Origin of the sequence: Streptomyces sp. DG2A-72, from assembly GCF_030499575.1 — a bacterium.
Classification (GTDB): Bacteria; Actinomycetota; Actinomycetes; order Streptomycetales; family Streptomycetaceae; genus Streptomyces.
On sequence record NZ_JASTLC010000001.1, the window covers coordinates 1,268,985 to 1,295,611 of the forward strand.

28 protein-coding genes and 1 riboswitch are annotated in these 26,627 nt (G+C 70.5%); of the genes, 13 read left to right on the forward strand and 15 right to left on the reverse strand.

All coding sequences use genetic code 11. The features are described from left to right. Positions 1–5: 5 nt before the first annotated feature. Together QQY66_RS06090 and QQY66_RS06095 are read right to left on the reverse strand one after the other, a co-directional pair. Entirely contained in the window at positions 6–365 is a 360-nt protein-coding gene (locus QQY66_RS06090) for a hypothetical protein (protein ID WP_301978046.1), read from the reverse strand. Between the two features lie 2 nt (positions 366–367). Further along, positions 368–1,117: a LytTR family DNA-binding domain-containing protein gene (locus QQY66_RS06095; protein WP_301978047.1), complete on the reverse strand. Its 750-nt coding sequence runs from the start codon at positions 1,115–1,117 to the stop codon at positions 368–370. Between the two features lie 76 nt (positions 1,118–1,193). Between QQY66_RS06095 and QQY66_RS06100 the strand changes: the two genes are divergently transcribed. The 5 genes from QQY66_RS06100 to QQY66_RS06120 all read left to right on the forward strand — a co-directional run bounded on the left by QQY66_RS06100 (position 1,194) and on the right by QQY66_RS06120 (position 7,729). Further along, positions 1,194–1,685, forward strand: a complete 492-nt coding sequence (locus QQY66_RS06100) for an Lrp/AsnC family transcriptional regulator (RefSeq protein WP_301978048.1) — start codon at positions 1,194–1,196, stop codon at positions 1,683–1,685. A 135-nt stretch (positions 1,686–1,820) separates the two neighbouring features. Continuing rightward, the gene (gene ddaH, locus QQY66_RS06105) at positions 1,821–2,633 is read left to right on the forward strand and encodes a dimethylargininase (RefSeq protein WP_301978049.1); all 813 of its coding nucleotides are present in this window, start codon (positions 1,821–1,823) and stop codon (positions 2,631–2,633) included. Then, entirely contained in the window at positions 2,630–3,850 is a 1,221-nt protein-coding gene (gene rocD, locus QQY66_RS06110) for an ornithine--oxo-acid transaminase (RefSeq protein WP_301978050.1), read from the forward strand. The genes ddaH and rocD overlap by 4 nt, the downstream gene beginning before the upstream one ends. Before the next feature lie 141 nt (positions 3,851–3,991). Next, positions 3,992–6,439 (forward strand): SpoIIE family protein phosphatase, encoded by a 2,448-nt coding sequence (locus QQY66_RS06115; RefSeq protein ID WP_301978051.1) that lies wholly within the window; start codon positions 3,992–3,994, stop codon positions 6,437–6,439. 60 nt (positions 6,440–6,499) lie between these two features. Next, positions 6,500–7,729, forward strand: a complete 1,230-nt coding sequence (locus tag QQY66_RS06120) for a SpoIIE family protein phosphatase (protein WP_301978052.1) — start codon at positions 6,500–6,502, stop codon at positions 7,727–7,729. 33 nt (positions 7,730–7,762) lie between these two features. On the opposite strand, the gene QQY66_RS06125 is transcribed toward QQY66_RS06120, so the two are convergent. Both QQY66_RS06125 and QQY66_RS06130 read right to left on the reverse strand, forming a co-directional pair. Next, entirely contained in the window at positions 7,763–9,394 is a 1,632-nt protein-coding gene (locus QQY66_RS06125; RefSeq protein ID WP_301978053.1) for a cutinase family protein, read from the reverse strand. A gap of 135 nt (positions 9,395–9,529) precedes the next feature. Then, positions 9,530–10,366: a helix-turn-helix domain-containing protein gene (locus QQY66_RS06130; RefSeq protein ID WP_301978054.1), complete on the reverse strand. Its 837-nt coding sequence runs from the start codon at positions 10,364–10,366 to the stop codon at positions 9,530–9,532. Between the two features lie 329 nt (positions 10,367–10,695). Here QQY66_RS06130 and QQY66_RS06135 point away from each other — a divergent pair, with 329 nt between their 5' ends. Together QQY66_RS06135 and QQY66_RS06140 are read left to right on the forward strand one after the other, a co-directional pair. Then, a complete protein-coding gene (locus QQY66_RS06135; protein WP_301978055.1) occupies positions 10,696–11,421 on the forward strand; it encodes a 1-acyl-sn-glycerol-3-phosphate acyltransferase in 726 nt (241 codons plus the stop codon). Positions 11,422–11,479: 58 nt separating this feature from the next. Next, positions 11,480–12,505: an NAD(P)-dependent oxidoreductase gene (locus QQY66_RS06140; RefSeq protein WP_301978056.1), complete on the forward strand. Its 1,026-nt coding sequence runs from the start codon at positions 11,480–11,482 to the stop codon at positions 12,503–12,505. Between the two features lie 48 nt (positions 12,506–12,553). Here QQY66_RS06140 and QQY66_RS06145 read toward each other — a convergent pair whose 3' ends face one another. The 8 genes from QQY66_RS06145 to QQY66_RS06180 all read right to left on the reverse strand — a co-directional run bounded on the left by QQY66_RS06145 (position 12,554) and on the right by QQY66_RS06180 (position 19,683). Further along, positions 12,554–14,149 (reverse strand): alpha/beta hydrolase, encoded by a 1,596-nt coding sequence (locus QQY66_RS06145; RefSeq protein WP_301978057.1) that lies wholly within the window; start codon positions 14,147–14,149, stop codon positions 12,554–12,556. Between the two features lie 105 nt (positions 14,150–14,254). Then, a complete protein-coding gene (locus tag QQY66_RS06150) occupies positions 14,255–15,046 on the reverse strand; it encodes an urease accessory protein UreD (protein ID WP_301978058.1) in 792 nt (263 codons plus the stop codon). Beyond that, on the reverse strand, positions 15,034–15,711 hold the full coding sequence (ureG, locus tag QQY66_RS06155; RefSeq protein WP_301978059.1) for an urease accessory protein UreG: 678 nt from the start codon (positions 15,709–15,711) through the stop codon (positions 15,034–15,036). The genes QQY66_RS06150 and ureG overlap by 13 nt, the downstream gene beginning before the upstream one ends. Positions 15,712–15,837: 126 nt before the next feature. After that, positions 15,838–16,512 (reverse strand): urease accessory protein UreF, encoded by a 675-nt coding sequence (locus tag QQY66_RS06160; protein ID WP_301978060.1) that lies wholly within the window; start codon positions 16,510–16,512, stop codon positions 15,838–15,840. An 11-nt stretch (positions 16,513–16,523) separates the two neighbouring features. After that, positions 16,524–18,245: an urease subunit alpha gene (locus QQY66_RS06165; protein WP_301978061.1), complete on the reverse strand. Its 1,722-nt coding sequence runs from the start codon at positions 18,243–18,245 to the stop codon at positions 16,524–16,526. Further along, positions 18,238–18,549: an urease subunit beta gene (locus QQY66_RS06170; RefSeq protein WP_210571111.1), complete on the reverse strand. Its 312-nt coding sequence runs from the start codon at positions 18,547–18,549 to the stop codon at positions 18,238–18,240. The genes QQY66_RS06165 and QQY66_RS06170 overlap by 8 nt, the downstream gene beginning before the upstream one ends. Before the next feature lie 49 nt (positions 18,550–18,598). Further along, positions 18,599–18,901, reverse strand: coding sequence for an urease subunit gamma (locus QQY66_RS06175; protein ID WP_028807144.1), 303 nt, complete (start codon positions 18,899–18,901; stop codon positions 18,599–18,601). A gap of 152 nt (positions 18,902–19,053) precedes the next feature. After that, the gene (locus tag QQY66_RS06180) at positions 19,054–19,683 is read right to left on the reverse strand and encodes a TetR/AcrR family transcriptional regulator (RefSeq protein ID WP_301978062.1); all 630 of its coding nucleotides are present in this window, start codon (positions 19,681–19,683) and stop codon (positions 19,054–19,056) included. A 124-nt stretch (positions 19,684–19,807) separates the two neighbouring features. Between QQY66_RS06180 and QQY66_RS06185 the strand changes: the two genes are divergently transcribed. Continuing rightward, positions 19,808–20,824, forward strand: coding sequence for an ABC transporter permease (locus QQY66_RS06185; protein WP_301978063.1), 1,017 nt, complete (start codon positions 19,808–19,810; stop codon positions 20,822–20,824). An 83-nt stretch (positions 20,825–20,907) separates the two neighbouring features. On the opposite strand, the gene QQY66_RS06190 is transcribed toward QQY66_RS06185, so the two are convergent. After that, positions 20,908–21,186 (reverse strand): type II toxin-antitoxin system Phd/YefM family antitoxin, encoded by a 279-nt coding sequence (locus QQY66_RS06190; protein WP_301978065.1) that lies wholly within the window; start codon positions 21,184–21,186, stop codon positions 20,908–20,910. An 89-nt stretch (positions 21,187–21,275) separates the two neighbouring features. Here QQY66_RS06190 and QQY66_RS06195 point away from each other — a divergent pair, with 89 nt between their 5' ends. The 3 genes from QQY66_RS06195 (at position 21,276) to QQY66_RS06205 (ending at position 23,264) form a co-directional block, all read left to right on the forward strand. Next, on the forward strand, positions 21,276–21,911 hold the full coding sequence (locus tag QQY66_RS06195) for an ATP-dependent Clp protease proteolytic subunit (protein ID WP_301978066.1): 636 nt from the start codon (positions 21,276–21,278) through the stop codon (positions 21,909–21,911). A gap of 6 nt (positions 21,912–21,917) precedes the next feature. Further along, on the forward strand, positions 21,918–22,226 hold the full coding sequence (locus tag QQY66_RS06200) for a hypothetical protein (RefSeq protein ID WP_301978068.1): 309 nt from the start codon (positions 21,918–21,920) through the stop codon (positions 22,224–22,226). Positions 22,227–22,585: 359 nt separating this feature from the next. Beyond that, positions 22,586–22,787: riboswitch (cyclic di-AMP (ydaO/yuaA leader) on the forward strand. Between the two features lie 3 nt (positions 22,788–22,790). After that, a complete protein-coding gene (locus QQY66_RS06205) occupies positions 22,791–23,264 on the forward strand; it encodes a C40 family peptidase (RefSeq protein WP_301978069.1) in 474 nt (157 codons plus the stop codon). 299 nt (positions 23,265–23,563) lie between these two features. Here QQY66_RS06205 and QQY66_RS06210 read toward each other — a convergent pair whose 3' ends face one another. Further along, positions 23,564–24,025, reverse strand: coding sequence for an ATP-binding protein (locus QQY66_RS06210; protein WP_301978070.1), 462 nt, complete (start codon positions 24,023–24,025; stop codon positions 23,564–23,566). Between the two features lie 212 nt (positions 24,026–24,237). Here QQY66_RS06210 and QQY66_RS06215 point away from each other — a divergent pair, with 212 nt between their 5' ends. Both QQY66_RS06215 and QQY66_RS06220 read left to right on the forward strand, forming a co-directional pair. After that, the gene (locus tag QQY66_RS06215; protein ID WP_301978071.1) at positions 24,238–25,107 is read left to right on the forward strand and encodes a helix-turn-helix transcriptional regulator; all 870 of its coding nucleotides are present in this window, start codon (positions 24,238–24,240) and stop codon (positions 25,105–25,107) included. A 9-nt stretch (positions 25,108–25,116) separates the two neighbouring features. Continuing rightward, entirely contained in the window at positions 25,117–25,341 is a 225-nt protein-coding gene (locus QQY66_RS06220; protein WP_301978072.1) for a DUF397 domain-containing protein, read from the forward strand. 62 nt (positions 25,342–25,403) lie between these two features. Here the strand turns inward: QQY66_RS06220 and QQY66_RS06225 are convergent, their stop codons facing one another. Beyond that, positions 25,404–26,531 (reverse strand): 8-amino-7-oxononanoate synthase, encoded by a 1,128-nt coding sequence (locus QQY66_RS06225; protein ID WP_301978073.1) that lies wholly within the window; start codon positions 26,529–26,531, stop codon positions 25,404–25,406. Positions 26,532–26,627: the final 96 nt, after the last annotated feature.

Below are 26,627 nucleotides of genomic sequence, written 5' to 3' on the forward strand. Positions count from 1 at the left end.
CGGTTTCAGCGGTCTTCGACGAGGCGTACGAAGTCCCGCTCGTTGCGTTCGGCACGCCGCACGTACCAGCGGGCGAGCAGGACGAGGGGGGCGTAGATGCCGAAGCCGAGGACGGCCCATTCCACGCCGTGGGCGTGCGGCATGGTCGCGAAGAGCAGGGGCAGCGGGCCGACGAGCAGGCCGAGGACGGCGAACACGGCGAGGGCGGCGCGCAGCTGGGTGCGCATCAGGGAGCGGACGTAGGTGTGGCCGAGGGTGGTCTGCTCGTCGATCTCGGTGCGGGGGCGGTAGTAGCCGGAGACGCGGCGGGCCCGGCGGGGCGGACCGGTGACGACGACGCGGCGGTCGGCGGGGTTCTGGGGCACCGTCAGGGCCTCCTCATCAGCAGGTCCCGCAGCTCGCGGGTGTGGCGCCGGCTGACCTGGAGTTCCTCGGAGCCGACCACGACGCTCACGGTGCCGGCGTCCAGCCGGAGTTCGCCGATGTGGCGCAGGGCGACGAGATGGCGGCGGTGGATGCGGACAAAGCCGCGGGAGCGCCAGCGCTCCTCCAGGGTGGACAGCGGGATGCGTACGAGGTGACTGCCCTTGTCGGTGTGCAGCCGGGCGTAGTCGCCCTGGGCCTCGACGTGGGTGATGTCCTCGACGGCGACGAATCGGGTCACGCCGCCGAGCTCGACGGGTATGTGGTCGGGGTCGGGTTCGTGCACGGGTATGTGCGGGGCGCTGTCCCGCAGCTCGGCGGCGCGGCGGACCGCCTCGGCCAGCCGTTCCTTGCGGACGGGCTTGAGCACGTAGTCGACGGCCTTGAGGTCGAAGGCCTGCACGGCGAAGTCCTCGTGGGCGGTGACGAACACGACGAGCGGCGGCTTGGCGAAGCCGGTGAGCAGCCGGGCCAGGTCGAGTCCGTCGAGGCCGGGCATGTTGATGTCGAGGAAGACGACGTCGATGGCCTCGGGGCCGTGCGGGCCCGATTCCAGGGCCCGGTTGATGCGGCGCAGCGCCTCGGTGGCGTCGCTCGCGCCCTCGGCGGTGCCGATCCGGGGATCCGCGTTCAGGAGGTAGAGCAACTCCTCCAGCGAGGGTCGTTCGTCGTCGACGGCGAGGGCGCGCAGCATGAACCCGGAGTCTAGGAGCAATTCGTACGCTTGCGCACGTGCTCGGGGGGACGTTTCCGCTGGATACAGTGCGGCCATGAACAGCAGGGCCGATTCCTTCGACGACCTCGACCGGAAGATCATCACCGCGCTGATGGCCAACGCGAGAACCAGTTTCGCCGAGATCGGGACGGCTGTCGGACTGTCCGCCACGGCCGTCAAGCGGCGGGTGGACCGGCTGCGGGAGACGGGGGTGATCACCGGGTTCACGGCGACGGTGCAGCCGGCGGCGCTGGGCTGGCGCACGGAGGCGTATGTGGAGGTGTACTGCGAGGGGGCGGCGCCGCCGCGGCGGCTTGCGGAGGTGGTGCGCAACCATCCGGAGATCACGGCGGCGATGACGGTGACCGGCGGCGCGGACGCGCTGCTGCATGTGCGGGCGCGGGACGTGGAGCACTTCGAGGAGGTGCTGGAGCGGATCCGTGCGGAGCCGTTCATCCGGAAGACGATCAGCGTGATGGTGCTGTCCCATCTGATCCCGGAGAGTCCGGAGGCGGGCGCAAGCCAGCCCGCACCCGAGGGCGCATGAGACGTGCGCTCAGCATCGCAAAAACGCAGCATTCCTGCGCAGACACGCAAGCCTTGTTGCTTGTCGGGCGTATCGGTCACTTCCTACCGTGGAGTCAACCCCAGTCGACACCCCAGGAAGCGGAGGAACCCCTCTGTGTCCGAAAGCCGTGTGCCGCGCCGGCGGCGCTTCCTCGTCTGTGAACCCAGACATTTCGCCGTGCAGTACGCGATCAACCCCTGGATGCATCCCGACGTCCGCGTCGACGTCGATCTGGCCCAGGAGCAGTGGCAGTCCCTGATCAGCACCTACCGGGCCCACGGGCACACCGTCGACACCGTGGAGCCGGTCCCCGGTCTCCCGGACATGGTGTTCGCCGCGAACTCGGCGGTCGTCGTGGACGGCCGCGTCTTCGGCTCGCTCTTCCACGCACCGCAGCGGCGCCCCGAGTCCACGCACTACGACATGTGGTTCAAGGCGGCGGGCTTCGCCGTCCACCGCCCGGAGTCGGTCTGCGAGGGCGAGGGGGACCTGGTCTGGACGGGCCGGTACGTCCTGGCCGGCACCGGGTTCCGGACGACGCGGGAGGCGCATCGCGAGGTGCAGGAGTTCTTCGGGCACCCGGTGATCAGCCTGACGCTGGTCGACCCGTACTTCTACCACCTGGACACGGCGCTGTTCGTCCTCGACGAGGACACCGTCGTGTACTACCCGGAGGCGTTCTCGCCGGGCAGCCGCGAGGTCCTCGCCCGGCTGTACCCGGACGCCGTGCTCGCGACCCGCGACGACGCGATGGCGTTCGGGCTGAACTCCGTGTCCGACGGACGCCATGTCTTCATCGCGCCCCAGGCCGAGTCCCTCGCCGCCCGGCTGGACGACCACGGCTATGTTCCCGTCCCCGTCGACCTCTCCGAGTTCCAGAAGGCCGGCGGTGGCATCAAGTGCTGCACCCAGGAGGTCCGCCCATGACAGCGCCTGCCCGCACCCGTTCCTCCGCCGACCTGATCCGCGCCGAAGAGCCGGTCCTCGCGCACAACTACCACCCCCTGCCCGTGGTGGTCGCCCGCGCCGAGGGCACCTGGGTGGAGGACGTCGAGGGCCGCCGCTACCTCGACATGCTGGCCGGCTACTCGGCCCTCAACTTCGGCCACCGCCACCCCGCCCTGATCGAGGCCGCCCACGCCCAGCTCGACCGGCTGACGCTGACCTCGCGCGCCTTCCACAACGACAAGCTCGCCGAGTTCGCCGAACGGCTCGCCGCACTCACCGGCCTGGACATGGTGCTGCCGATGAACACGGGCGCCGAGGCCGTGGAGAGCGGCATCAAGGTGGCCCGCAAATGGGCGTACGACGTGAAGGGCGTCCCCGCCGACCGGGCGACGATCGTGGTCGCGGCGGAGAACTTCCACGGCCGTACGACGACCATCGTCAGCTTCTCCACCGACGAGACCGCCCGCACCGGCTTCGGCCCCTTCACGCCGGGCTTCCGGATCGTGCCGTACAACGACCTGGCCGCGCTGGAGGCGGCGGTCGACGAGACGACGGCGGCGGTGCTGATCGAGCCGATCCAGGGGGAGGCCGGGGTGATCATCCCGGACGCCGGCTATCTGGCCGGCGTCCGCGAGCTGACCCGCCGCAAGGGCTGCCTGTTCATCGCGGACGAGATCCAGTCGGGACTGGGCCGCACGGGCCGGACGCTCGCCGTCGAGCACGAGTCGGTGCTCCCCGACGTACTGCTGCTCGGCAAGGCGCTCGGCGGCGGCATCGTGCCGGTGTCGGCGGTGGTCGCGCGCCGGGAGGTGCTGGGTGTGCTGCGGCCCGGCGAGCACGGGTCGACGTTCGGCGGCAACCCCCTGGCGGCGGCGGTGGGCACGGCGGTCGTCGAGCTGCTGGAGACGGGTGAGTTCCAGCAGCGGGCGGCCGAACTGGGCACGGTGCTGCGGGACGGGCTGTCCGCGCTGGTCGGCAAGGGCGTCGTCGGTTTCCGCTCGCGCGGGCTGTGGGCGGGCGTCGATGTCGACCCGGCCCTCGGCAGCGGGCGCGAGGTCAGCGAACGCCTCATGCGGGAGGGCATCCTGGTCAAGGACACCCATGGCTCGACGATCCGCCTCGCCCCGCCCCTCACCATCACCGCCGAGGAACTCACCCAGGCTCTGGTGGCGCTGGAGAAGGTACTGAGGGCCTGATCGGGGGTGGCAGGGCGCGCGGCACCGGTCCGTACGCGCCCTGCCACCCGGTCACCGCACCTCCCATGCCCCGGTCCGTCCCGAAGGGTGAAGATGGGGACAAGAGGTGGTAGACCACTCTCAGCGACAGAGAGGTCGGCCGTGGGCACATTTGAGGAGCACGACCTTGCCCGGCCACGGTTCGACGTGGCCGATGCCGCGCCCCTGCTGCTCGACGCACAGGGCGTGGTGACCGGCTGGACCGACGAGGCCAGGCGGCTGCTGGGCCACGCGGCCTCCGAGGTGATCGGGACGAGCGTGGCCGACCTGCTGTCCGCCGAGGACGCGGAGCGGATGCCGGGCATCGCCGAGCGGTGCCGCAGGGACGGCGGCTGGGCGGGGCTGCTGACGGTCCGGCGCGGCGGCGGACAGCAGGTCAGGCTCATGGTGCGGATCACCGGCGCGGAGGAGCCCGGGAGCCGCACGCGGTGGCTGGTGCTGCTCTCGGAGCTGGCCGGGGCGCCCGGCTGGGACATGAGCCGCTCGGTGCTGGAGCAGATCGCCGACCGGTCGCCGGTCGGCATCGCCATCGTCGACACCAACCTGCGCTTCGTGTGGTCCAACGCGGCCCTGGAGCAGTACGGCGGCGGACCGCCCGTACACCGGCTCGGACTGCGTCTCGCGGACATCCAGCCGGGCCTGGACGCCGACGGCATAGAGGCGCAGATGCGGCACGTGCTGGAGACCGGTGAGCCGGTGGTCGGATACGAGCACGTGGGCCAGGTGCAGTCCGCGCCGCACCGCGAGACGGCACACGTCCTGTCGTTCACCCGGCTGCACGACGACCGGGGCCGTCCGATGGGCGTGTACTACACCGTCGTCGACATCACCGAGCGGCACCGTGCCCGGCAGCGGCTGGCGCTGCTGGACCGGGCCGGCGAGCACATCGGCCGCAGCCTGGACATCATGCGGACCGCGCAGGAGCTGGCGGACGTGGCCGTCCCGGACTTCGCGGACTTCGTCACCGTGGACCTGCTGGAACCGGTGCTGCGGGGAGCGGAGCTGACGCCGGGGCCGATCGGCGACCTGGACCATGTGCCGCTGTGCCGGGCCGGTCAGCAGTCGGTGCACAAGAACGTCCCCGAGGCGGTCGTTCCTGTCGGCTCCGTGGCCGCCTACGTCGCCGGGTCGCCCCCGGTCCGTTCGCTCAGCACCGGCCTGTCCTGGCGCGAGGAGCGGCTCGACCCGCTCGCCCGGGAGTGGGCCACGGACATCCCGGGCGGCCGGGAGGCGACCTTTCTGGAGCTGGGGCTGCACAGCGTCGTGATCGTGCCGATCCGGGCGCGGGGCACCACCCTGGGCGTCACCACGTTCTTCCGGCGCCACCGCCAGGAGCCGTTCGACGAGGACGACCTCGCCCTGGCCGAGGATCTCGTCTCGCGGGCGGCCGTCTGTGTGGACAACGCCCGGCGCTACACCCGCGAGCGCGACGCGGCGCTGGTGCTGCAGCGCAGTCTGCTTCCGCACCGGCTGCCCGAGCAGGACGCGGTGGAGGTGGCCGCCTGCTACCGCCCGGCCGACGAGCTGACCGGCCTCGGCGGCGACTGGTACGACGTCGTCCCGCTCTCCGGTGCCCGTGTCGCCCTCGTGGTGGGCGAGGTGCCCGGGCACGGCATCGACGCGGCCGCCGCCATGGGACGGCTGCGGACCGCCGTACGGACGCTCGCCGCGCTGGATCTGCCGCCCGCGGAGGTGCTGGCCCACCTCGACGACCTGGCCGCCCGGTCGGCGCGCGAGGAAGGCGTCGCGCCGGACTCCGGAGAGGCGAGCACCGTGGGCTCCGGGTGCGTGTACGTGGTGTACGACCCCGTGGACGGGCAGTGCGCCATGGCCGCGGCCGGGCATCCCGCGCCCGCCGTGATCCTGCCCGACGGCTCCGTGACGTTCGTCGACCTTCCGCAGGGGCCGCCGCTCGGTGCGGGCGGACCGCCCTTCGAGGCGGTCGAGCTGGCGCTGGCCGAGGGCAGCACGCTCGCGCTGCACACCGACGGACTGCTGGCGCGCGGGGACGACTGGGCCGCGGACGCGAGCCGGGACCGGCTGCGCCGGGCGCTGGAGGAGCGCGCGTCCTCACTCGACCTGCGCTGCCGGACCGTGGTCGACGCGCTGTCCCCGGAACGCCCGCACGACGACGTGGCCCTGCTGATGGCCCGTACCCGGCTGCTGGGCGCCGACCAGGTCGCGGACTGGGACCTGCCCATGGATCCGGCGATCGTCGCCGAAGCCCGCAAGGCCGCGGCCCGGCAGCTGACGGACTGGGGCCTGGAGGAGCTGGCCTTCACCACGGAACTGGTCGTCAGCGAGCTGGTCACCAACGCCATCCGGCACTCCGCCGGACCCGTGCGGCTGCGGCTGATCAGGGAGCGCGCCCTGGTCTGCGAGGTCTTCGACGGCGGCGCCACCGCGCCCCATCTGCGTCATCCCCGCACGACGGACGAAGGCGGGCGCGGGCTGCTGCTGGTCTCCCAGTTCACCCAGCACTGGGGCACCCGGTTCGTGCCCGAGGGGAAGATCATCTGGGCCGAGCAGTCCCTGACGGATCCGCAATGAGCCACGAACCCTGGTTTATATCGTGCGAAACTGGGGTGAACCGGCGGTGAGGCGGCAGCCATGAAGGACGCGGCGATCGACTACGAGGCGGTCTTCAAGGGCCTGCCCGGAATGATCGCGCTGCTCACCCCCGAGCTGGTGTACGCGGACGTCAACGAGGACTTCCTGCGCATCTCCGGGCGCAAACGCGAGCAGGTGGTGGGGCGCTACATCTTCGACGTCTTCCCCGAGAACCCCGACAACCCGGCGTCGAAGGGCATGCACAATGTGCAGACCTCCATGCGTCGGGTGGTGGCCACGGGCGAGCGCGACGCCATGGCACTGCAGCGGTACGACGTCGAATCCCCCGAGCGCCCCGGGCAGTGGGAGGAGCGCTACTGGAGCCCGGTGAACGCGCCGGTGTTCGGACCGGACGGCAAAGTGGTGCTGGTGGTGCACCGGGTCGAGGAGGTCACCGAGCTCATCCGGGCTCGCGGCGGCCCCAGCGGGGGCCGCGCCCGGGTGCTGGAGGCCGAGCTGTACACGCGCGCCCGTGAACTGCAGGAACTCAACGACCGGCTGCGCCGGGCCCACGCCCGCGAGCGCGAGGTCGCGCTCGCCCTCCAGGAGGCGATGCTCCCGGCCCGCCGCCAGGTCGGCGACCAGCGCGCCGCGGTCCGCTACCGGCCGGCCGCCGGCGCCCTGAACGTGTGCGGGGACTGGTACGACCTGGTCGACCTGGTGGGCGGCAACCGCATCGGCGTCTCCGTGGGCGACGTGGTCGGCCACGGCCTGGGGGCCGCCGGTGTCATGGGCCAACTGCGCAGCGCACTCACCGCCACCTCGCGCGTCGCCGACGGACCCGCGCAGGCCCTGGACGTCCTGGGCCGCTACGCCCATGTGGTCGACGGCGCCGAATCGGCCACCGCGGTCACCACGTTCATCGACTTCGACGCCCACACCATCACCTACAGCAGCGCCGGGCACCTCCCGCCCGCGCTGCTGCACCCCGACGGCCGCGTGGAGTTCCTCGACCGGGCCACCGATCCCCCGCTGGACGCCCGCCCTAGCCCGATCCCCAGACCAGAGGCCTGCACCACCTTCACCGAGGGCGCGACGCTCGTGCTGTACACGGACGGCCTGATCGAACGCCGCCGCGAGGACATCGACACCGGCCTGACCCGCCTCGCCGAATCACTCGGCCGCCATCTGGGGGCCGACCCCGAGACCCTCGCCGACGCCGTCCTGCTGGAACTGCTGCCGCCGGGAGGTGCCACCGACGACACGGCGCTGATCGTCGTACGGCTGTGATGGCTCGGAGCCGTACGACGATCCGCTCCGGTTTCAGCAGGGCGGGATGACCTGGCTCCAGTCCGCGAACTTGCCCGTCGTCAGGTAGTGGTCGTTGACGTAACCGCCCGGCAGGGCTCCGCCGGTGTCGGCGAAGAACCAGTACCGGTTGCCGGTCCCGTCGGCGTCGACCGCGCCCGTGGTCCAGCAGTGCACGATCAACTCGTCGCCGTTGTGGCCCCGGTAGGACGAGCTGCGCCCGTGATCGTAGTTCGGTTCGTTGTACATGCCGAGGAACGATCCCGGGTCGATGCCGGTCACCCGGGCGCACCAGCTCTCGGGGTCACCGCCGATGTCGCAGTGGTAGAGCCCCTGCTCGGGCGGCGGGGTGGAACCCGCGCACTCCGGCACGCCCGGAATCCATGCGGGGCCACGCAGATAGACGTTGCTGATCCAGCCGTGCTGGACGGGCAGATACGACCAGACGTCGTTGGTGACACCGCCGTCCGTCACCGACTCGGCATGCTTCTGGCACTGGGCGTAGACGGTGGTGGGACCGGGGAACCGGTGGGTGATCCCGGCGTCGGTCGTCGGGGCCGTGCGCACGTTGACATCGGTCGCCCACATCTCGACCGGGGTGGTGCCGGGCGGCACTTCCGGCTCGGGCGGCGGGTGGACGATGTTCCGCTGGGCGACCGCGGCGGCCACGGCACGTTCGGCGATCTCGCCCGCGACGCGTTTCCCCTGCTCGTTCTGCCACACGATCCTGGGGTTCCCGTTGGGGCGGGCGTTGTCCCGGTAGGCGAGGTGCGGCGGGTTGGTCGTGCCGTCGTCGATGCTCAGGCCGAACTCGGCCAGCCAGTTGCCCGTGCCCGGACGTCCCGGCTTGTTGCACACGAGGTCGTCGACGCGGCAGACGTCGAAGTACCGCCCGTCGCCGAAGAGCCCGGCGAACACCGACGGCACCGACACCCGCTGCATCAGTCCGCCACGGTCGATGGTGGTCGTGACCGGCCGGTAGTTGGCGTCGAGGGTGAGCATGTTCCCGCTCTGCGCCATGGAGGTCTGGCCGTTGTGCCGGGCCGCGTCTCCGATGGTGATGGCCGCACCCACCGAGTCCGAGCGGCGCTGGTCCCCGGCGACGGCCGGGTTGGCGAGGGCGTTCTTGACCACCTGACCACCCTGCGAGTACCCGATCAGCACCAGCGTCGGGCGGCTCGGGCAGTCGGAGTAGAACTCGATCTCACGGACCAGTTCGTCGCGGCCCTTCCACATCGAGTCCCAGTAGTCGTCGGGCCCCGGGTTGTCGCCCAGGAAGGGCGGCCACGGCAGGTCCCAGTCGATCGCCGACGCGGGATAGGGCAGATTGCGCGCGGTGATGTCGCTGTCCGGCACTCCCTGCTCGTTGAGCGCCGCGTTCACCGCCCTGACGTAGGTGTCGTTCACTCCGATGGATCCGTAGGGCAGACCCGGCTTCACGGACTCGGCCGTGCCGTAGGCATTGATGATCACCCACGGCTTGTCGCAGTTCATTGCCGGTTGGGGCGGCGGCGGCAGCGCGGACGCGCGGTCGGCGCCGGCGAGTTGAGCCGTCGAGAACAGTCCGGCCAGCAGTGCGAGGACGGCCGTCCATATCGCCCGGCGGCGTGGCGCGTGATTTCTCCCTGGTCCTGCGGCGTATCTCATGCGTTGTTCCCCCTGGTTCGGCCCGGCGCAGCGCACAGGGCTCAAACAGTCAATCGCAAGGACAGCCGTCACATTCGCATCGGCGGACGCGAAGCTCAAACACTTCCATGTGGTTCGAAATGTCGCACCGCCGCGTCATCGCGCGTCGAGTAACCGTAAGCCCAATGCGGTTGCCGCGTGGAGGACGTATTTGCCGGCGCGTTGGCTGTCCACCAGCCCGCCGGCCCGCAGGACGCCGATCTGGTAACTCACGCTGGCCGGCGCGATACCGATCGCTTCGGCGACCTCGGAGCTGGTACGGCCGTCCCGCCGGGCGACATCGGCCAGGATGGCGGCCCGAGTGCGGCCGAGCAGGCGCACGACACCCTCCCCGGTGGCCCGGGCGACGTCCAACGGGGCCTTCGCAACGGGGTAGACGAGCACCGGAGGCAGAGCGGGATCGGCCAGGGCGGTGGGCCGGCGCCAGCAGAAGAAGGATGGGACGAGGAGCAGACCGCGGCCTTCGAGGCGGAGGTCGCGCCGTACGGGGTAGTCGACCTCCAGGACGGGGGCGTTCCAACGGGCCAGTGGATACAGGCCGTTGAGCAGTGCCTGGGTGCCCCCGTCCAGGAGGGTGCGGGTGCGCAGGTCGATGTCATTGCCGACGACCGCTCGGATGTGGAACCAGTGCGGCTGGAGCACGGCGCCGAAGTACGCATCCAGTGCGTGGGTCAGCGCGGCCAGCCCCTCGTCCCCCGGCCTGCCCAGCTCCACGGTCCAGTTCGGCAGGACCCGGCTCTCGCCGAGCCGGGTCAGCTCACGTACGATCCGCCGACGCGGGGTGCCACGCACCAGGTCGAGTGCGTCGGACAGCTCCCCTCCGGTGGCCGGGGGTGTGAGGAAATCGGGAATGTATCCGACGCTGGGGACCAGCGTCCGTAACGGCTGCAGCGCCGCCCCCAGAACCCGGTCCACCTCCATTCTGGCGTGCACCGAGCGACGCCAGTGGCCGAATTCCAGCGGCCCCTGACCTGTTTTCAGGCGACACACACTGCAGATCAGCTCCCACAGCGGATCCGGTCTGCGCAGAATTCGAATATTCTGCAGGTCATGGGGGGTGAAATGAATGCGGAGCATTACATCCTCTTCGGCTCGCGGGCATCGTCCGGATGCTGGTACGTCCCTAGTTGTTCCAGAGCCGCAGAAGGGGCCGGACGGTTCCGGCCGGTGCCGCCTGCCTCTACACTGACAGCCCACGACGTGCCGGTTGACCTGCTAGAACACGGCGGTTGAGCCGAACCACCGGAGTGAGGAGCCACCCCTTGTTCTACTACGTGCTCAAGTACGTGTTGCTGGGTCCGTTGCTGAGACTGGTCTTCCGCCCCCGGATCGAGGGACTCGAGCACATTCCCGCGACCGGCCCCGCCATCGTCGCCGGCAACCATCTGTCCTTCTCGGACCACTTCCTGATGCCCGCGATCCTCAAGCGGCGCATCACCTTCCTGGCGAAGGCCGAGTACTTCACCGGCCCCGGTCTCAAGGGCCGTCTGATCGCGACCTTCTTCCGCAGTGCCGGGCAGATCCCGGTCGACCGCTCCGGCAAGGAGGCGGGCCAGGCCGCGATCCGCGAGGGGCTCGGCGTGCTGAGCAAGGACGAACTGCTCGGCATCTACCCCGAGGGCACCCGCTCGCACGACGGCCGCCTCTACAAGGGCAAGGTCGGCGTGGCGGTGATGGCGCTCAAGGCCCAGGTACCCGTCATCCCCTGCGCGATGATCGGCACCTTCGAGGCCCAGCCGCCGGGCCGGAAGATCCCGAAGATCCACCCGGTCGTGATCCGCTTCGGCAAGCCCCTCGACTTCTCCCGCTACGCCGGCATGGAGAACGAGAAGGCGATCCTGCGCGCCATCACCGACGAGATCATGTACGCGATCCTCAAGCTCTCGGAGCAGGAGTACGTCGACCAGTACGCGGCCGTCGTCAAGGCCGAGCAGGCCGCGGCGGGCGCGGCGAAGGAGCGCCGGTTCCCGCGGCTGCCGCTGGGCTGAACTCTGCTGTCGGCATAAGCTTTTCCGAAGCGGATCTCGTCGCCCGTACGGTCGCCGTATGAGACGTGCTGTGGTGCTCGGAGCGACAGGACAGATCGGACGGCCCGCGGTGGGCGCGCTGGCCCGGGACGGCTGGGAGGTGACCGCCGTCTCGCGGAGCGGCGGGCGGGACGAGGGCTGGCCCGAGGGGGTGCGCGTCGCGCGGGCCGACCGGGCGGACGACGCGGCCCTGGCCGCCGTGGTCGGCGACGGCTGTGACGTGCTGGTGGACATGGTCGCCTACGGGACCGAGCACGCACGGCAGTTGACCTCGCTCGCCGGTCGCGTCGGCTCGGCCGTGGTGATCTCCAGCCTGTCGGTGTACGAGGACGACAAGGGCCGGAACTTCGACACACAGGACGAGCCCGACGGCTTCCCCGAATATCCGGTGCCGCTCACGGAGGAGCAGCGCACGATCCGGCCCGGCGACGCCTCGTACAGCACCCGCAAGGCCGCGCTGGAGCGTGAACTCCTTGCTGCCGGAGACCAGTTGCCGACGACTCTGCTGCGCGCGGGCGCGATCCACGGGCCGCGCAGCCCGCTGCCGCGCGAGCTGTACTTCGTGAAGCGGAACCTCGACGGCCGACGCAGGCGTGTGGTCGCGCACGGCGGCAAGAGCCTGTTTCATCCGTCGGCCGCGCGCAACATCGCGGAGCTGGTGCGGCTGGCGGCGGCCCGGCCTGGCTCCCGCGCCCTCAACGCCTGCGATCCCGAGCCGCCGACGGTGGCGGAGATCGGCGATGCGGTCGACGCGGTCATGGGGGTCGAAACCGAGACGGTCCTGCTGGACGGGCCGGAACCCTCACCGTCCGTGGGCCGCTCCCCCTGGTCGGTGCCGCTGCCGGTGGTGTGCGACATGTCGGCGGCGGAACGGGAGTTGGGCTACCGCCCGGTGGTGTCGTACGCCGGGAGCCTGCCGGAGACGGTCGACTGGCTCACCCGCCGGGTGTCCGAGGAGGACTGGCAGGAGGCGTTCCCGCTCCTCGCGCAGGTCTACCCCGAACTGTTCGACTACGCGGCGGAGGACGCCTGGCTGGGCGCGTGAACAAGGGACGGCCGGAGACTCCGGCCGCCCCTCATCTCGTACGACTTTTTACGGCTTGGGCGTGGCGTGCGGTGCGCAGGTCACGTCGGCGCCGTCCAGCTTGCCGGTGAGCAGGTAGGTGTCCACCCGCTCGTTGATGCACGGGTTGACCAGGCTGGTCACGCCGTGGGAGCCCGCGTCCTTCTCGGTGATCAGGCGGGAGCCCTTGAAGCGCTTGTGCAGTTCGACGGCTCCCCCGTACGGGGTGGCCGCGTCACGCGTGGACTGCACGATCAGCACGCCCGGCAGACCCTTGCCGGTCTTCACGTTCACCGGGGTCTGCTGCTTGACCGGCCAGGTGGCGCACGGCAGGTTCATCCACGCGTTGGACCAGGTCAGGAACGGGTGGTTCGCGTGCAGCCGAGCGTTGTCGCGGTCCCACTTCTTCCAGCTGGTGGGCCACTTGGCGTCGGTGCACTCGACGGCCGTGTAGACGGCGTTGCCGTTCTCCGAGGCGGCATTGCCCGCGGTGTCCGACAGGTCGGGTGCGGCCGCGTCGACGAGCGCCTGGGTGTCGCCCGCGAAGTACTTGCTGAACACCGTGGCGACCGGCACCCACGAGGAGTCGTAGTACGGAGCGCCCTGGAAGAAGCCGATCAGCTCGGCCGGTCCGACGACCCCGCCGATGGGGTTCTTCTTGGCCGTGGCACGCAGTTCGAGCCACTTCGCCTGGACGGCTTCGCGGGTGGTGCCGAGGTGGAAGGTGGCGTCGTTCGCGGCGACCCAGTCCTGCCAGTCCTGCCAGCGCGTCTCGAAGGCGACGTCCTGGTCGAGGTTGGACTCGTACCAGATCTTCTCCCGCGACGGGTTGACGACGCTGTCGACGACCATCCGGCGGACATGGCCCGGGAACATGGTGCCGTAGACCGCGCCGAGGTAGGTGCCGTAGGAGACGCCGAGGAAGTTGAGCTTCTTCTCGCCGAGCGCGGCCCGGATCACGTCCAGGTCGCGTGCGGTGTTCGGCGTGGTCATGTGCGGCAGCATCTCGCCGCTGCGCTCGTAGCAGCCCTCGGCGTACTCGCGGGCCAGCTTGCGCTGGGCGAGCTTGTCGGCCTCGGAGTCCGGCACCGGGTCCAGCTTGGGCGCCTTCACGAACTCCTGCGGGTCGGCGCAGGAGATGGGCGCCGACTTGCCGACGCCGCGCGGGTCGAAGCCCACGAAGTCGTACGCCTTGGAGGTGTTGACCCACAGCGGGCTCTTGGTGGTGACCCGGCGCGGGAAGCGCAGGCCGGAACCGCCGGGGCCGCCGGGGTTGTAGAGGAGCGCACCCTGGCGCTCCGCCTTGGTGCCCGTGTTGCCGATGCGGTCGACGGCGAGCTTGATCTGCTTGCCGAACGGCTTGGCGTAGTCGAGCGGGACGGTGACCCAGCCGCACTGGATGGGCTTCTCCAGTCCCCAGTCAGCCGGGCAGTCCTGCCAGTCGATCCCGGCCTTCGCGGCGCGTGCGGCGGCCACCGACACGCCATGGTCCTCGCGGTCCTGCCCGTACCGGCTGGTCGCGCCGGCGGTGGGCGCCGCTACAGCACCCGCTATCAGGGTCGCCGTGACCAGCACTCCGGCCGAACCGAGCGCCGCAACCCGGCTTTTTGGTCTCATATCCCTCAAGTGGGACCTCCCCGTACGTCGTGGTGATGAGTACGGGGATCCTCTCGGCTGTGTGATCCCTGAGAACAGGGTTGACGGGCGTTCTTTGCCAATCCGATAAGCGGATTACGCCGTTCGCTGGCCGGAACCCTCTCCGAGAACCACCAGCGCCTCGTCCAGCACCCGGCGCAGCCGCAGCGCGTCCGGCGCGACGGCCGTGACCAGCGCGGCGGGCCCGGCGAGCGGCGTCACGGCAGCCGTGTCCCCGACGACCCGAGCCACCGCGGGCTCGGCCGCGAACTCCGGTCGTACGACGACCAGTTGTCCCACGGCCCGATGCCCTCCGAGGACGGCGGGCCCGTCCCAGCCGCCCGGCGCCCCGGGCCCGCACGCCAGCTCCTGGTCGAGGACGGTCCGTCCCGCGATCCGCACAGTGAGACGGCTGGTGAGCCTTCCGGGTTCCTCACCGACGCGACCGAGTACCTGTTCTTCGCGCAGCACGAGCCGGGCGCTCGCACCGAGGTCGACCTGTGTGCCGACATACAGATCGCTGCCGCCCGCTGAGATCAACTGCTCGGGCAGCCAGCGCAGTTCACCTCCGTCGGCGACGGAGAGCCGCACGTCGTAGCGCGCCTCGCCCTTCGTCTGCCCGGGCAGCGCGATGGTCGCCGCGGCCGACCCGACCCTCAACCGGGCCCCTTCGGCCACGTCCGCGACCACCGTGAAGTGGTCCCCGCCGAGCGGCCCGCTCATCGCGCCGACGAGCATGACATGCGCCTGGGGGCCACTCCCCCGCGTACGCCGCAGGGCGATCGGCCCCTCGCCCTCCAGCACCGGCAGAGCCGTACCGCCGCGTCCGTCCTCCCGGGCGCCGATCCTCGCGGTGGCCCGCACACCGGTCACGGTCACGCCCTCCACGAAACCAGCTGCGCCCGCACCCACCCGGCGACGTCCGCCACGCCGGCCTCGCTCCTCAACGACTGGAACACGACGGGCAGTTCGGCCCGCTGCGCCTTGGCATCGGCCGCCATCCGCGCCAGGTCAGAGCCGACGTACGGTGCCAGGTCGGTCTTGTTCACGACCAGCAGATCGGCGGTGGTGACGCCGGGTCCCCCCTTCCTCGGAATGTCGTCCCCTCCGGCGACATCGATCACGAAGATCTGCGCGTCGACGAGCCCCTTGGAGAAGGTGGCGGTGAGGTTGTCCCCACCGGATTCGACGAGGATCAGATCGAGCGGCCCGACCTCGTCCTCCAGATCCTCGACGGCTTCCAGATTCGCGGAAATGTCGTCCCGGATCGCGGTGTGCGGACAGGCCCCCGTCTCCACAGCGGTGATCCGCTCCGGCGGCAACACTGCCTCCTTGAGCAGGAACTCAGCGTCCTCGCGCGTGTAGATGTCGTTGGTGACCACGGCAAGGGACAGTTCGTCACGCAGGGCACGACAGAGCGCGGCGACGGTGGCGGTCTTCCCGGATCCGACGGGTCCGCCGAGTCCGATACGGAGGGCACGACGGGAGCCGTCGGGGCGGTGGGCGTCGGCGCTCAGGGCGGAAACGCCCTCGTGAGAGTGGTCAAGATGCATAGAGGCGGCTCCAATGACTAACCAGCCCGTCCGGCGTTTGAGGACGAGGCCGTTCAGGCCGATACGGGGCCTGGGGGCGCAGCCCCCAGGGATGGGACGGGTAGGGGCGGCGGGGGCGAAAGAAACTCAGGACGCAAACAGCCGTACAGCCCAAGCCGCATGCACCTCCGCCCCGATCTCCAGCAACGGAGCCGAACCCGCGGGCAACACCCCGACCCCCTCGTCGACCACTCGCCGAGCCGCCTCCACCGCCCGATCCGCAACCAGGTCCATCTCAGGCGCCAACCGCGCCAGAACCCCCGTCGCATCGAACGGATCAAGACTCAACAACCGCACCGTCGCCGAAGCAGCCCCGCTCACACACTCGTACACCGAGCAGTACGCCGCATCCACAGCCCCCAACCCGGCAGCCCGCGCCGCAAGCCCCAGAACCACCGGCTGATGCGCCCCCTTGGGGAACTCCCGTGCCAGCGCGTCGAGTTCAGAAGACGGCCACGTCGCCCGAGCGGCCCGCATCAACTGCCGCCCCAGCTTCCGCGCGGCAACACGCAACGCCTCGGACGGTGTACGCGCATCCGCCGCCGCATCCAGCGACACCGGATCGACCCCCACCGCGGCAGCAGCCGCCAGCGCCCCCGACACCAGCCCCGCCGTATGCAACCGCCCCCGGCAGAAGGCCTCCAGACTCGCCGCCCCGGTGACCCGCCCGGCCTTGACCGCGGCCTCGGCCCCACCGGAGTGCGCATGCCCCCCGGCGGGAAAACGGCCGTCGGCCAGAACGAGTAGCGCTGCCCTGGACATCGGACCCGGCCTCAGAAGAGGAAGTAACGCTGGGCCATGGGCAGTTCGGCGGCGGCGGTCGCCTCGACCAGCTCCCCGTCGATGTGCACGGCGAAGCTGTCGGGGTCGACCTGCACCCGCGGCCGTGCGTCGTTCTCCCGCATGTCGGCCTTGGTCACGGCACGCGTCGACGCGATGGCGACGAACGTCTTCCCGAGCTGGAGCCGGTCCGGCAGCCCGTCCTCGATCGCCAACGGCGCGACGAAGTTGACCGAGTTGGACGCCGGCGCCCGCCCGATCGCACCGAACATCGGCCTCGGAAGGATCGGCTGCGGGGTCGGAATGGAGGCGTTCGCGTCACCCATCTGCGCGTACGCGATCTGCCCGCCCTTGATGACGAGCTGCGGCTTGACGCCGAAGAACGCGGGCTCCCACAGCACGAGGTCGGCGAGCTTGCCGGTCTCGACGGAACCGATCTCGCCCGCCAGGCCCTGCGCGAGCGCCGGGTTGATCGTGTACTTGGCGACATAGCGACGTACTCGACGATTGTCCGCGCGCCCGTCACCCGGCAGGACACCCCGTCGCCGCTTCATCACGTGCGCCGTCTGCCAGGTCCGCATGATGACCTCGCCGACCCGGCCCATGGCCTGGGAGTCCGAGGAGATGATCGAGATGGCGCCCAGGTCGTGCAGGATGTCCTCGGCGCCGATCGTGGACGGCCGGATCCGGGACTCGGCGAAGGCCAGGTCCTCCGGCACGGCCGCGTTCAGGTGGTGGCACACCATCAGCATGTCGAGGTGTTCCTCGGCGGTGTTCACCGTGAACGGCCGCGTCGGATTCGTCGAGCTCGGCAGCACATGCGGCTCGGAGACCACGGTCATGATGTCGGGCGCGTGCCCGCCGCCCGCGCCCTCGGTGTGGTACGCGTGGATGCCGCGTCCGGCGATCGCGGCGAGGGTGTCGCCCACGAACCCGGCCTCGTTCAAGGTGTCCGTGTGGATGGCGACCTGGATACCCGTCTGATCCGCCACCGTCAGCGAGGCGTCGATGACGGCCGGAGTGGACCCCCAGTCCTCATGCAGCTTCAGACCCAGCGCTCCACCACGGATCTGCGACAGCATCGCCTCGTGGGAGACGGTGTTGCCCTTGCCCAGCAGACCGAAGTTGACGGGGTAGGCCTCCATCGCCTCCAGCATCCGGGCCAGATGCCAGGGGCCGGGGGTGACCGTGGTCGCCTTGGAGCCCTCGGCCGGGCCCGTGCCGCCGCCGATCAGCGTGGTGATGCCGGAGGACAGCGCCTCGTCGGCGATCTGCGGGCAGATGAAGTGGACGTGCGCGTCGATGGCACCGGCCGTCACGATCCGCCCGTTGCCCGCGATGACCTCGGTCTCGGGGCCGATGACGAGGTCGGGGTGCACCCCGTCCATGGTGTCGGGGTTGCCTGCCTTGCCGATGCCGGTGATCCGGCCGTCGCGGATGCCGATGTCGGCCTTGACGATCCCCCAGTGGTCGACCACCACGGCACCCGTGATGACCGTGTCCGGGGTGCCGTCTGCGCGCGTAGCACGCGACTGGCCCATGGACTCGCGGATGACCTTGCCACCGCCGAACACCGCCTCGTCACCGGCGAGTCCGGGCCCGCCACTGCGGTCCTCCTCGATCTCGATCAGCAGATCGGTGTCGGCCAGCCGGATCCGGTCGCCGGTGGTCGGGCCGAACAGGTCGGCGTACGCGGCACGCGAGATCTCAGGCATCGAGGGCACCTCCGGTCTCCCCGCGCAGCCCGGGCACGACACGGGCGCCGGTGAGGGGGACGAGTTCGACGTCGACGGGGATGCCGGGCTCGAACCGTACGGCCGTACCGGCGGCAATGTTGAGCCGCTTGCCGCGGGCGGCGGCGCGGTCGAAGTCCAGACCGGGGTTGGCCTCGGCGAAGTGGTAGTGGGAGCCGACCTGGACGGGCCGGTCGGCGGCGTTGAGGACGGTCAGACTGGTGACCTCGCGGCCCTCGTTGTACACAACGGGCTCGTCCGCGAACAGGATCTCGCCAGGGATCATCGGCTCACTCCGGGATTCTTCGGCGCTCCGGGATTCATCGGCCGGCCCCTCAGACGATCGGGTCATGGACGGTGACGAGCTTGGTGCCGTCCGGGAAGGTCGCCTCGACCTGGACGTCGTGGATCATCTCGGGGATGCCTTCCATGACGTCGTCCCGGGTGAGCAGCTTGCGTCCGGAGGACATGAGCTCGGCGACCGTACGCCCGTCACGGGCGCCCTCGAGGATGTGCGCGGTGATGAGGGCGACCGCCTCGGGGTGGTTGAGCCTGAGGCCGCGGGCCCGGCGCTTCTCGGCCACGTCGGCCGCCACGTGGATGAGCAGCCTCTCCTGCTCGTGCGGGGTCAGTTGCACGTCCCACCTCTCATCCTCGCTCCGGACCGTGCGGGGTCCGGTTGCCGCGGCCACGGGGCAAAGTGCCTGGTGGCGTGGATGAGCAGGCTAGTTGGAAGGAGTTTCAGGCACGTTGTCACAAGTTTCGGGCACGTTAACCGGACTGTGATCCATCAGACCTCGGGCTGCGGATCCCGTGCGCCCATCAACGCCCGCAGGCCGCGCTGGAGGACTTCTACGGGGGCTGGACCGAACATCGTCTGCTGGGCGATGAACCCCTGCACGGCGGCGATCATGGTCCGCGCGACATCATCCGCGGGCACGTCCCTCGGCATCATCCCGGCGTCCTGGTATGCCTCGACAATCCGCCCCCAGGCCACGCGAATCGCCCCGAACCCCTTGAGCATGACGGCGGCCAGATCCTTGTTGCGCAGTGATTCCGCCCAGACCTGAATGATCAGCCGCGGGAACACCGGCTCGCCGTCGACGGTCAGGTGGGCCCGCGCACCATAGGTCCGGCCCAGCACCGAGCCGATCAGGACGTCCGGCGGCGGGGGCGGGGCCTGCTCGGCGGCGGCCTCGAAGGACATGCGCACCTCCCCGAGCACTTCGGTGAAGATCGCGGTGATCAGCTCGTCCTTCCCGCTGAAATAGCGGTACACCGCGCCGGCCGAGAGATCCGCCTCCTTCAGCACATCCTGCATGGACGTGGCGTGGAAGCCGTTGCGGGCGAAGCAGCGGGCGGCGCCGTCCAGGATCTGGCGGCGGCGGGCGTCGAGGTGTGCCTGGGATACGCGGGCCATGCACCAAAAGTAAAACGAACATTCCTTCTTGACAAGACGCGGCATCCGCAAGACGGTGGTGACAGAGCAAAAACGAACGATCCTTCTTTTTAAACTCACACCTCGCCGATCCGAGGGGAAACCCATGTCCACCGTCACCGCTGCACCCGCCGGCGACACCGCGTCAGCCCCGTCGCACACCCGCCGCCTGATCGCGATCCTCGTGCTCGTCCCGGTCGTCTCGGCCCTGGCGCTGTGGGCCTTCGCCTGGCCCGCCGCCCGCAGCGCGCCGCACGACCTGCCGCTCGGCGTGGCCGGGCCCGCCGCCGCGACGACGCAGGTGGAGGAGCGACTGGCACAGCGGGAGGGCGCGTTCGACGTCCATCGCTACGCCGACGAGGCCGCCGCCCGGGACGCCATCGAGGACCGGACCGTATACGGCGCGATCGTCGTCACCCCCGAAGGCCCCGCACTGCTGACCTCCACGGCCGCGAGCCCGGTCGTCTCGCAACTCCTGCAGCAGGCGTCCGCCGACATGAACCCGGTCAGGACGGTCGACGTCGTGGCCGCCCCCGAGAACGATCCACGCGGCGCGGCCCTCAACGCGAGCGTGCTGCCGCTCGCGCTGGCCGGTATCGCGGCCGGCGCGGTGGTGACCCTCCTCGGGCTGCGCGGACTGCGCGCCGTGGCCGCACTGATCGGCGCCGCCGCCCTGGTCGGCATCGCGGCGACCGCGATCGCGGACAGCTGGCTGAACGTCCTGACCGGTGACTGGTGGGCGGAGGCCGGCTCGCTCGGCCTGGCCACCCTGGCCGTGAGCGGCGCCGTCGCCGGACTCGCCGCGCTCATCGGTCTCGCCGGAACAGGGCTCGCCGCCGGTGTGGTGATGCTGTTCGGCAACCCGTGGTCCGGGGCGGCCTCGGCGCCGCAGATGCTGCCGGAGCCCGCAGGGACGATCGGCCAGTGGCTGCCGCCCGGCGCGGGGACGACCCTGCTGCGCTCGGTGTCGTTCTTCGACGGCGCGGCGGCGACCGGGCCCGCGCTGACGCTGACCTGGTGGGCGACGCTGGGCCTGGGCGCCGTACTGCTCGGGAATGCGCTCAACGGGCGGCCGCGGAAGGAGGCGCCGACGGCCACGCGGGAGCTTTCGCGGGTCGGCTGACCGGCGTCCGCACAAGCACAAGCCGGCCCCGTCGGCCGCACAACGAGCCTGCCGTGTACCCCCAGGTGCACGGCAGGCTCGTGCTATCCCTGATCGGCCCCGCGATGCTCCGCGGCGATGCCGAACCGCTGCCGTTCGCGGGGAGCCGAGGCGAGTTCGCGGACGGTGGAGACCGAGCTGATCACCTGCTCGTCCGCGGGCTCCTGGAGCTGCTCGAGTCGTTCGAGGTCGGCGGCGGAGACAAGGGCGACGAGGGGCTTGCCGTGCCGCGTCACGACGACGCGCTCACCGCCGTACACCACCTTGTTGATCAGGTCGGCGAGCTCAGCCCTGGCTTGCGTCACCGGAATCTCGTAGGCCATGCCACCCAGCTTACGGTGACCCCCTCACGCTCGTTCCGTACATCCTGTACATTTTTTACAGAGACAGCTCTGCCGAGGAGGGGTTCGTCATGACCCGACCGTCCGCCCGCCATGTCCTGCCCGAGTTCACGGAGCGCACCAGCTTCGGGAAGAAGACGATGGACCCGTACTCGAAGCTGCTGGAGGAGCGGATCGTCTTTCTCGGCACCCCGATCGACGACACCTCGGCGAACGACGTGATGGCGCAGTTCATGCACCTCGAGTACCAGGACCCCGACCGGGACATCTCGCTCTACATCAACTCCCCCGGCGGCTCCTTCAGCGCGATGTCGGCGATCTACGACACGCTGCAGTACGTCACCTGCGACGTGGAGACGATCTGCCTGGGCCAGGCGGGCGCGTCCGCCGCCGCGCTGCTGGCCGCGGGCACACCGGGCAAGCGGTTCGCGCTGCCGGGCGCGCGCATGGTGATCCATCAGCCAGGGCTGCCCGAGCCGATCGAGGGACAGGCCACCGACCTCGCCATCCACGCCGAGGAGTTGATGCGGATCAGGGCCCGCCTGGAGGAGATGCTCGTACGGCACACCGGGCGCACGCGCGAGCAGGTGAGCGCGGACATCGAGCGGGACAAGATCCTCACCGCGCAGCAGGCCCTGACCTACGGGCTGGTGGACCGGATCATCCCGAGCCGCAGGTCCACCATGGCTCCGCCCACGGGGAGGTGACCGCCGGTGCTCCCACCCGAACTCCCGCCGCTGCCCGCTCTCACGCGCGCGGAGGGTGAGTTGATCGACCGTTACCTCGATGTGGTCGACCTGCTGGGCCGGATCAACCCGGCACACCACGGGGACACCTACCGCGGACTGCGCGCCGCCCAGGCGTTGGTGTCCAAGGCGACCGAGCTGCGCGACGCACTGGCGCTGATGCACCAGCGGGGCGAGACCGAGCTGCACGCCCCGACGCTCACGCGGGCGCTGCGCGTGCTGGACGGTGAGCGCCGGACGGCGCGCGTCATCGTGCCGCCGCGCTCCGACAGTTGACGCACAGTTGACGCACCCCGCCTCCGGTCCGGGGGGTTCGCCACCGCGGCGAGACGTCCGGAGCGGAGCTCAAACGGACCAAATGACGTACCCCTGTTCGGAGTAGATGTTTGTCGTTTTTTGGGATCGCCGGGGTTGCGCAACCCGCTTGCCTCCGGGGCGGATGAGAGGTTTTCGCGCTGGTCCGGGGGTCCGCGGGGCCCTCGGCATCCACCCGAACACAGGGGTGTCCACCCGAACGGGTGAGTGGTGAGTAACACCACAAATCCCCGATTCCATTGGGTTTTTCGCTCACCCGTGAGTGAAGATCCCTGTCTGACGACAAGCCCCCGCCACAGCGGCGGGGCGGTCCGGGCGGACGCCGAGTCCTGCCGCCGCCCGGATGACCGGTCGACAGAAGTGGATCGGCAGGAGTGGAGGACCCAAGCACGACGGGTCGCCGGAACGGTCACGCCATGACCGGGCCGAGCAGCCCTTGGGGTGAAGCCGCGTCAGCGGCCGGGCAACTTCGCCAGCCCGAATCCGACAGGTCATCCTTCACAGGCGGCTGACGAAGGGTTGCGCATGACTGCGCTCAATCGTGTCCCGTCGCTGATGGCCCGAGCCGGTACGGCCTCGGCCCTCACCCTGGCCGCCGTGGGCGGCTCCGTCGTGGCGCCGGGTCTCTCCTCGGAGGCCGCGGCCGCGACTCCGGCGACGAAGGCGCTCCAGGTCGCGGCTTCCAAGAAGGGCTCGCCGTACAAGTACGGCGCCACGGGGCCGCGCCGGTTCGACTGCTCGGGGCTGACGCTGTACTCGTACAAGAAGGCGGGCAAGAGCCTGCCGCGGACGGCGGCTCAGCAGTACAACAAGACCCGCCACATCTCCGCCAAGAGCCGCAAGGCCGGAGACCTGGTGTTCTTCCACTCGGGCTCGAACGTGTACCACGTCGGCATCTACGCCGGGAAGGGAAAGATCTGGCACTCCCCGAAGACCGGGGACGTCGTGAGGCTGCAGAAGATCTGGACCAAGAGCGTCTGGTACGGCCGCGTCAAGTGACCTGAGCGACGCGGTGGCGGCGCCCTGACGCGCCGCCACCGCGTCATCCCAGCGGTTCGAGAACGAGCACCACACCAAGGCCGTCACCGCGGCCGGCGGCGCCGCGATGTCCCTCAGCTGCGGGCAGTCGTGCAGCTCTTGAGGCAGGACCTCGAGCTCACGCACACCTACGAGCCCGCCCAGCTGCCCCGCTGCGGTGCACGCCCCGGTCGTCCGCCGGAGCGACGAGACCGCACCCGCCGCGGACGTCTTCCGGGCCCTGCCGCGCCCCGTTCGGGCGGGCCCGACACACGTGATCTCTAAGGGTCCTGCTGTACCGCCGTCGTCGTCACGGGCCGCGCCGGTACCGTCCACGGCAGTTGGACGGAGATCGTCTTGCCGCCCTCCCGGGTGGGCCGGATTCTCAGCTTGCCGCCGAACTCTGCAGTCAGCCAGCGGATGATCACAAGCCCGCGGCCGTTGTCCTGCTGGACGGCCGCGGGCAGACGTTTGGGAAACCGCGGATGGCTGTCGGTGACGCCGATGCGCAGCTGTTCGTCACGGTCGAGTTCGATGTCCACCGTGAAGGTGGGTGACTGCCCGAACGTGTGCTGTACGGCGTTGGTGGCGAGCTCGGAGACGATGAGGCGGATGGTGTCGGCCAGTTCCGTGTCAGCCGGCAGTCCCCATTCCGCCAGGGTGCCGACCACGTAGGTGCGGGCGGCGGAGACCGAGGCGGGATCGCTCGGCAGAGTGACGGATGCTTCCAGATGGTCTGCCATGGCGACGTCGTCCCTTTCCCACGGGACCGCAGTCCGACACGGAGCGGAGGGTTCGAGTACGGTCCCGGACTGGTGCTTCGTCGCCAGACTGCCATCACCGGGCCGGTCACGGGTGCGATCCACCAAGATATGCATATATCTGTCGCTCGAAGCGGTGAACTCTGCGACGGCAGACCGTATTTGGGCGGCCCGGAAGGAGTAAGGAGGAGCCCATGCAGCACGGTCCCGCGGTACGCCGCCGAAAACTGGGCGCCGAATTGCGCACGCTGCGCACCGGCGCCGGGCTCACGAGCGGCGAGGCGGCCCGGCTCGTGGGCTGGCACCAGTCCAAGGTGAGCCGCATCGAGACCGGCGCGAGCGGGGTGAAACCGGCCGATGTGCGGTTACTCCTGGACGCCTACGGAGTGGCGGATCCTCAACTGCGGGAGTTACTCCTGGTGTTGGCGGGACAGGACGACAGTGCCGGGCGGCACCACTGGTGGCATGCGTATCGGGGCGTGCTGCCGCCGACGTACCGGGATTTCATCAGCCTGGAATCCCAGGCCAGCGCGATGCGCACGCTGGAGACCTCCGTCGTTCCGGGGCTGTTGCAGACGCCGGAGTACGCGCGGGCGGTGACCCGGGCCGCGGTGGGCGGACTGGACGAGGACGCCGGGGACCGGCTGGATGCGCTGGTGGAAGTGCGCCTGGCCAGGCAGGACGTGCTGCGCTCGCGGCCGCCCCTGGTGCTGAGCGCGGTGCTCGACGAGGCGGTGCTGCACCGGGAGATCGGCGGGCCGGACGTCATGGCACGGCAGCTGGAGCGGCTGATCGAGGCGGCGCGCTACCCCCAAGTGCGGCTTCAGGTCCTGCCGTTCGCGGCCGGTGCCCACATCGGCATCACCGGGCCTTTCGTTATCTTCTCATTTTCGAGCACTTCTGATCTGGATGTGGTTGTTCTGGACCACTTGACGAGTAGCCTCTACCTCGAGCGGAAAGAAGACCTCCGGGCCTACACCGAGGCCTTCAACACCCTTCAGTTCCACGCCCTTTCGCCCGAGGACTCGTTGGACTACATCGCCGGGATAGGTGCCGGCGTGTAAGGAGGCACCATGTCTGCACTGCCTCGGAACGTGACTTCCAGTACTCAACTGCACGGTGTGCAATGGCTGCGCAGCAGCTACAGCACCGGAGCGAACAACTGCGTCGAGACGGCCCGGCCGCTTTCCGGCCCCGGGGCCGGGCTGCTGGCCGTACGCGACTCCAAGGACCCGGCCGGACCCGCGCTGCTCTTCTCCCCCGAGAGCTGGGCGGGATTCACGGCCGCGTTACGGTGATCGCCCGCACCTCGCGACCCCTCTGCATCAGTTCGCGCGACGCACGGCCATGTCACGCCGACTCATGGTCGCGTCTCGCCGATCACTCCCACAGCACGCTCGATCTGCTCCTCGGAGAGGTCCGCGCGGGCGGTGAGCCTCAGCCGTGAGATGCCGTCGGGCACGGAAGGAGGACGGAAGCAGCCCACGGCGAGACCTGCCGTACGGCACTCGGCCGCCCACCGCACGGCACCCTCCGGGGACGGCGCGCGCACGGAGACGACCGCGGCGTCCGGACGTACCGCTTCCAGACCCGCGGCGGTCAGGCGTGTGTGGAGTTCGCGTGCCACCGCACGCGCCCGCGCCGCCCGCTCCGGCTCGCGGCGCAGCAGCCTGAGCGCCGCCAGGGCCGCTCCCGCCGCGGCGGGGGCCAGGCCCGTGTCGAAGATGAACGTGCGGGCCGCGTTGACCAAGTGCTCGATGACCCGGGCGGGTCCGAGGACGGCGCCGCCCTGGCTGCCGAGCGACTTGGACAGCGTGACCGTCACCACGACATCGTCGGCGCCCGCGAGTCCCGCGCCGTGCGGGGCGCCGCGCCCGCCGTCGCCGAGGACGCCGAGACCGTGGGCGTCGTCGACGACCAGACCGGTGCCGTGCTCCCGGCATGCCGTCGCCAGCTCGGTCAGCGGGGCGGCGTCGCCGTCGACCGAGAAGACCGTGTTGGACACGGCGACGGCGGGCCCCTCATGCGTCCGGAGTGCCTTGCGTACGGCGTCCGGGTCGGCGTGTGCGACGACCTGGGTGGTGCCGCGGGCCAGCCGGCAGCCGTCGATCAGCGAGGCGTGGTTGCCGGCGTCGGAGACGATCAGTGAGCCGTGCGGGGCCAGCGCGGTGACCGCGGCGAGGTTGGCCGCGTAGCCGGAGGAGAACACCAGGGCCGCCTCGAAGCCGCAGAAGTCCGCCAGCTCGCGTTCCAGTTCGGCGTGGAGCGCGGTCGTGCCGGTGACCAGCCGGGAGCCGGTGGCGCCGCCGCCCCAGGTGCGGGCCGCGGAGGTGGCCCCCTCGACGACCTCGGGGTGGCGGGCCAGGCCCAGGTAGTCGTTGCTCGCGAGGTCGAGCAGCGGCGAGTCGGCGGGGCGGGGGCGCAGGGTCCGTACCAGTCCGGCGCGGCGGCGCAGCTCCGCCTGTTCGTCGATCCAGCCGAACGCCATGACTCCTCCGGGGCTTTTGTAGGCAGTGCACAGACACTAGTCGCACGACCAGCCGCCCAGGATGTGGCAATACCCACACCTTGAACCGCCTCTGTT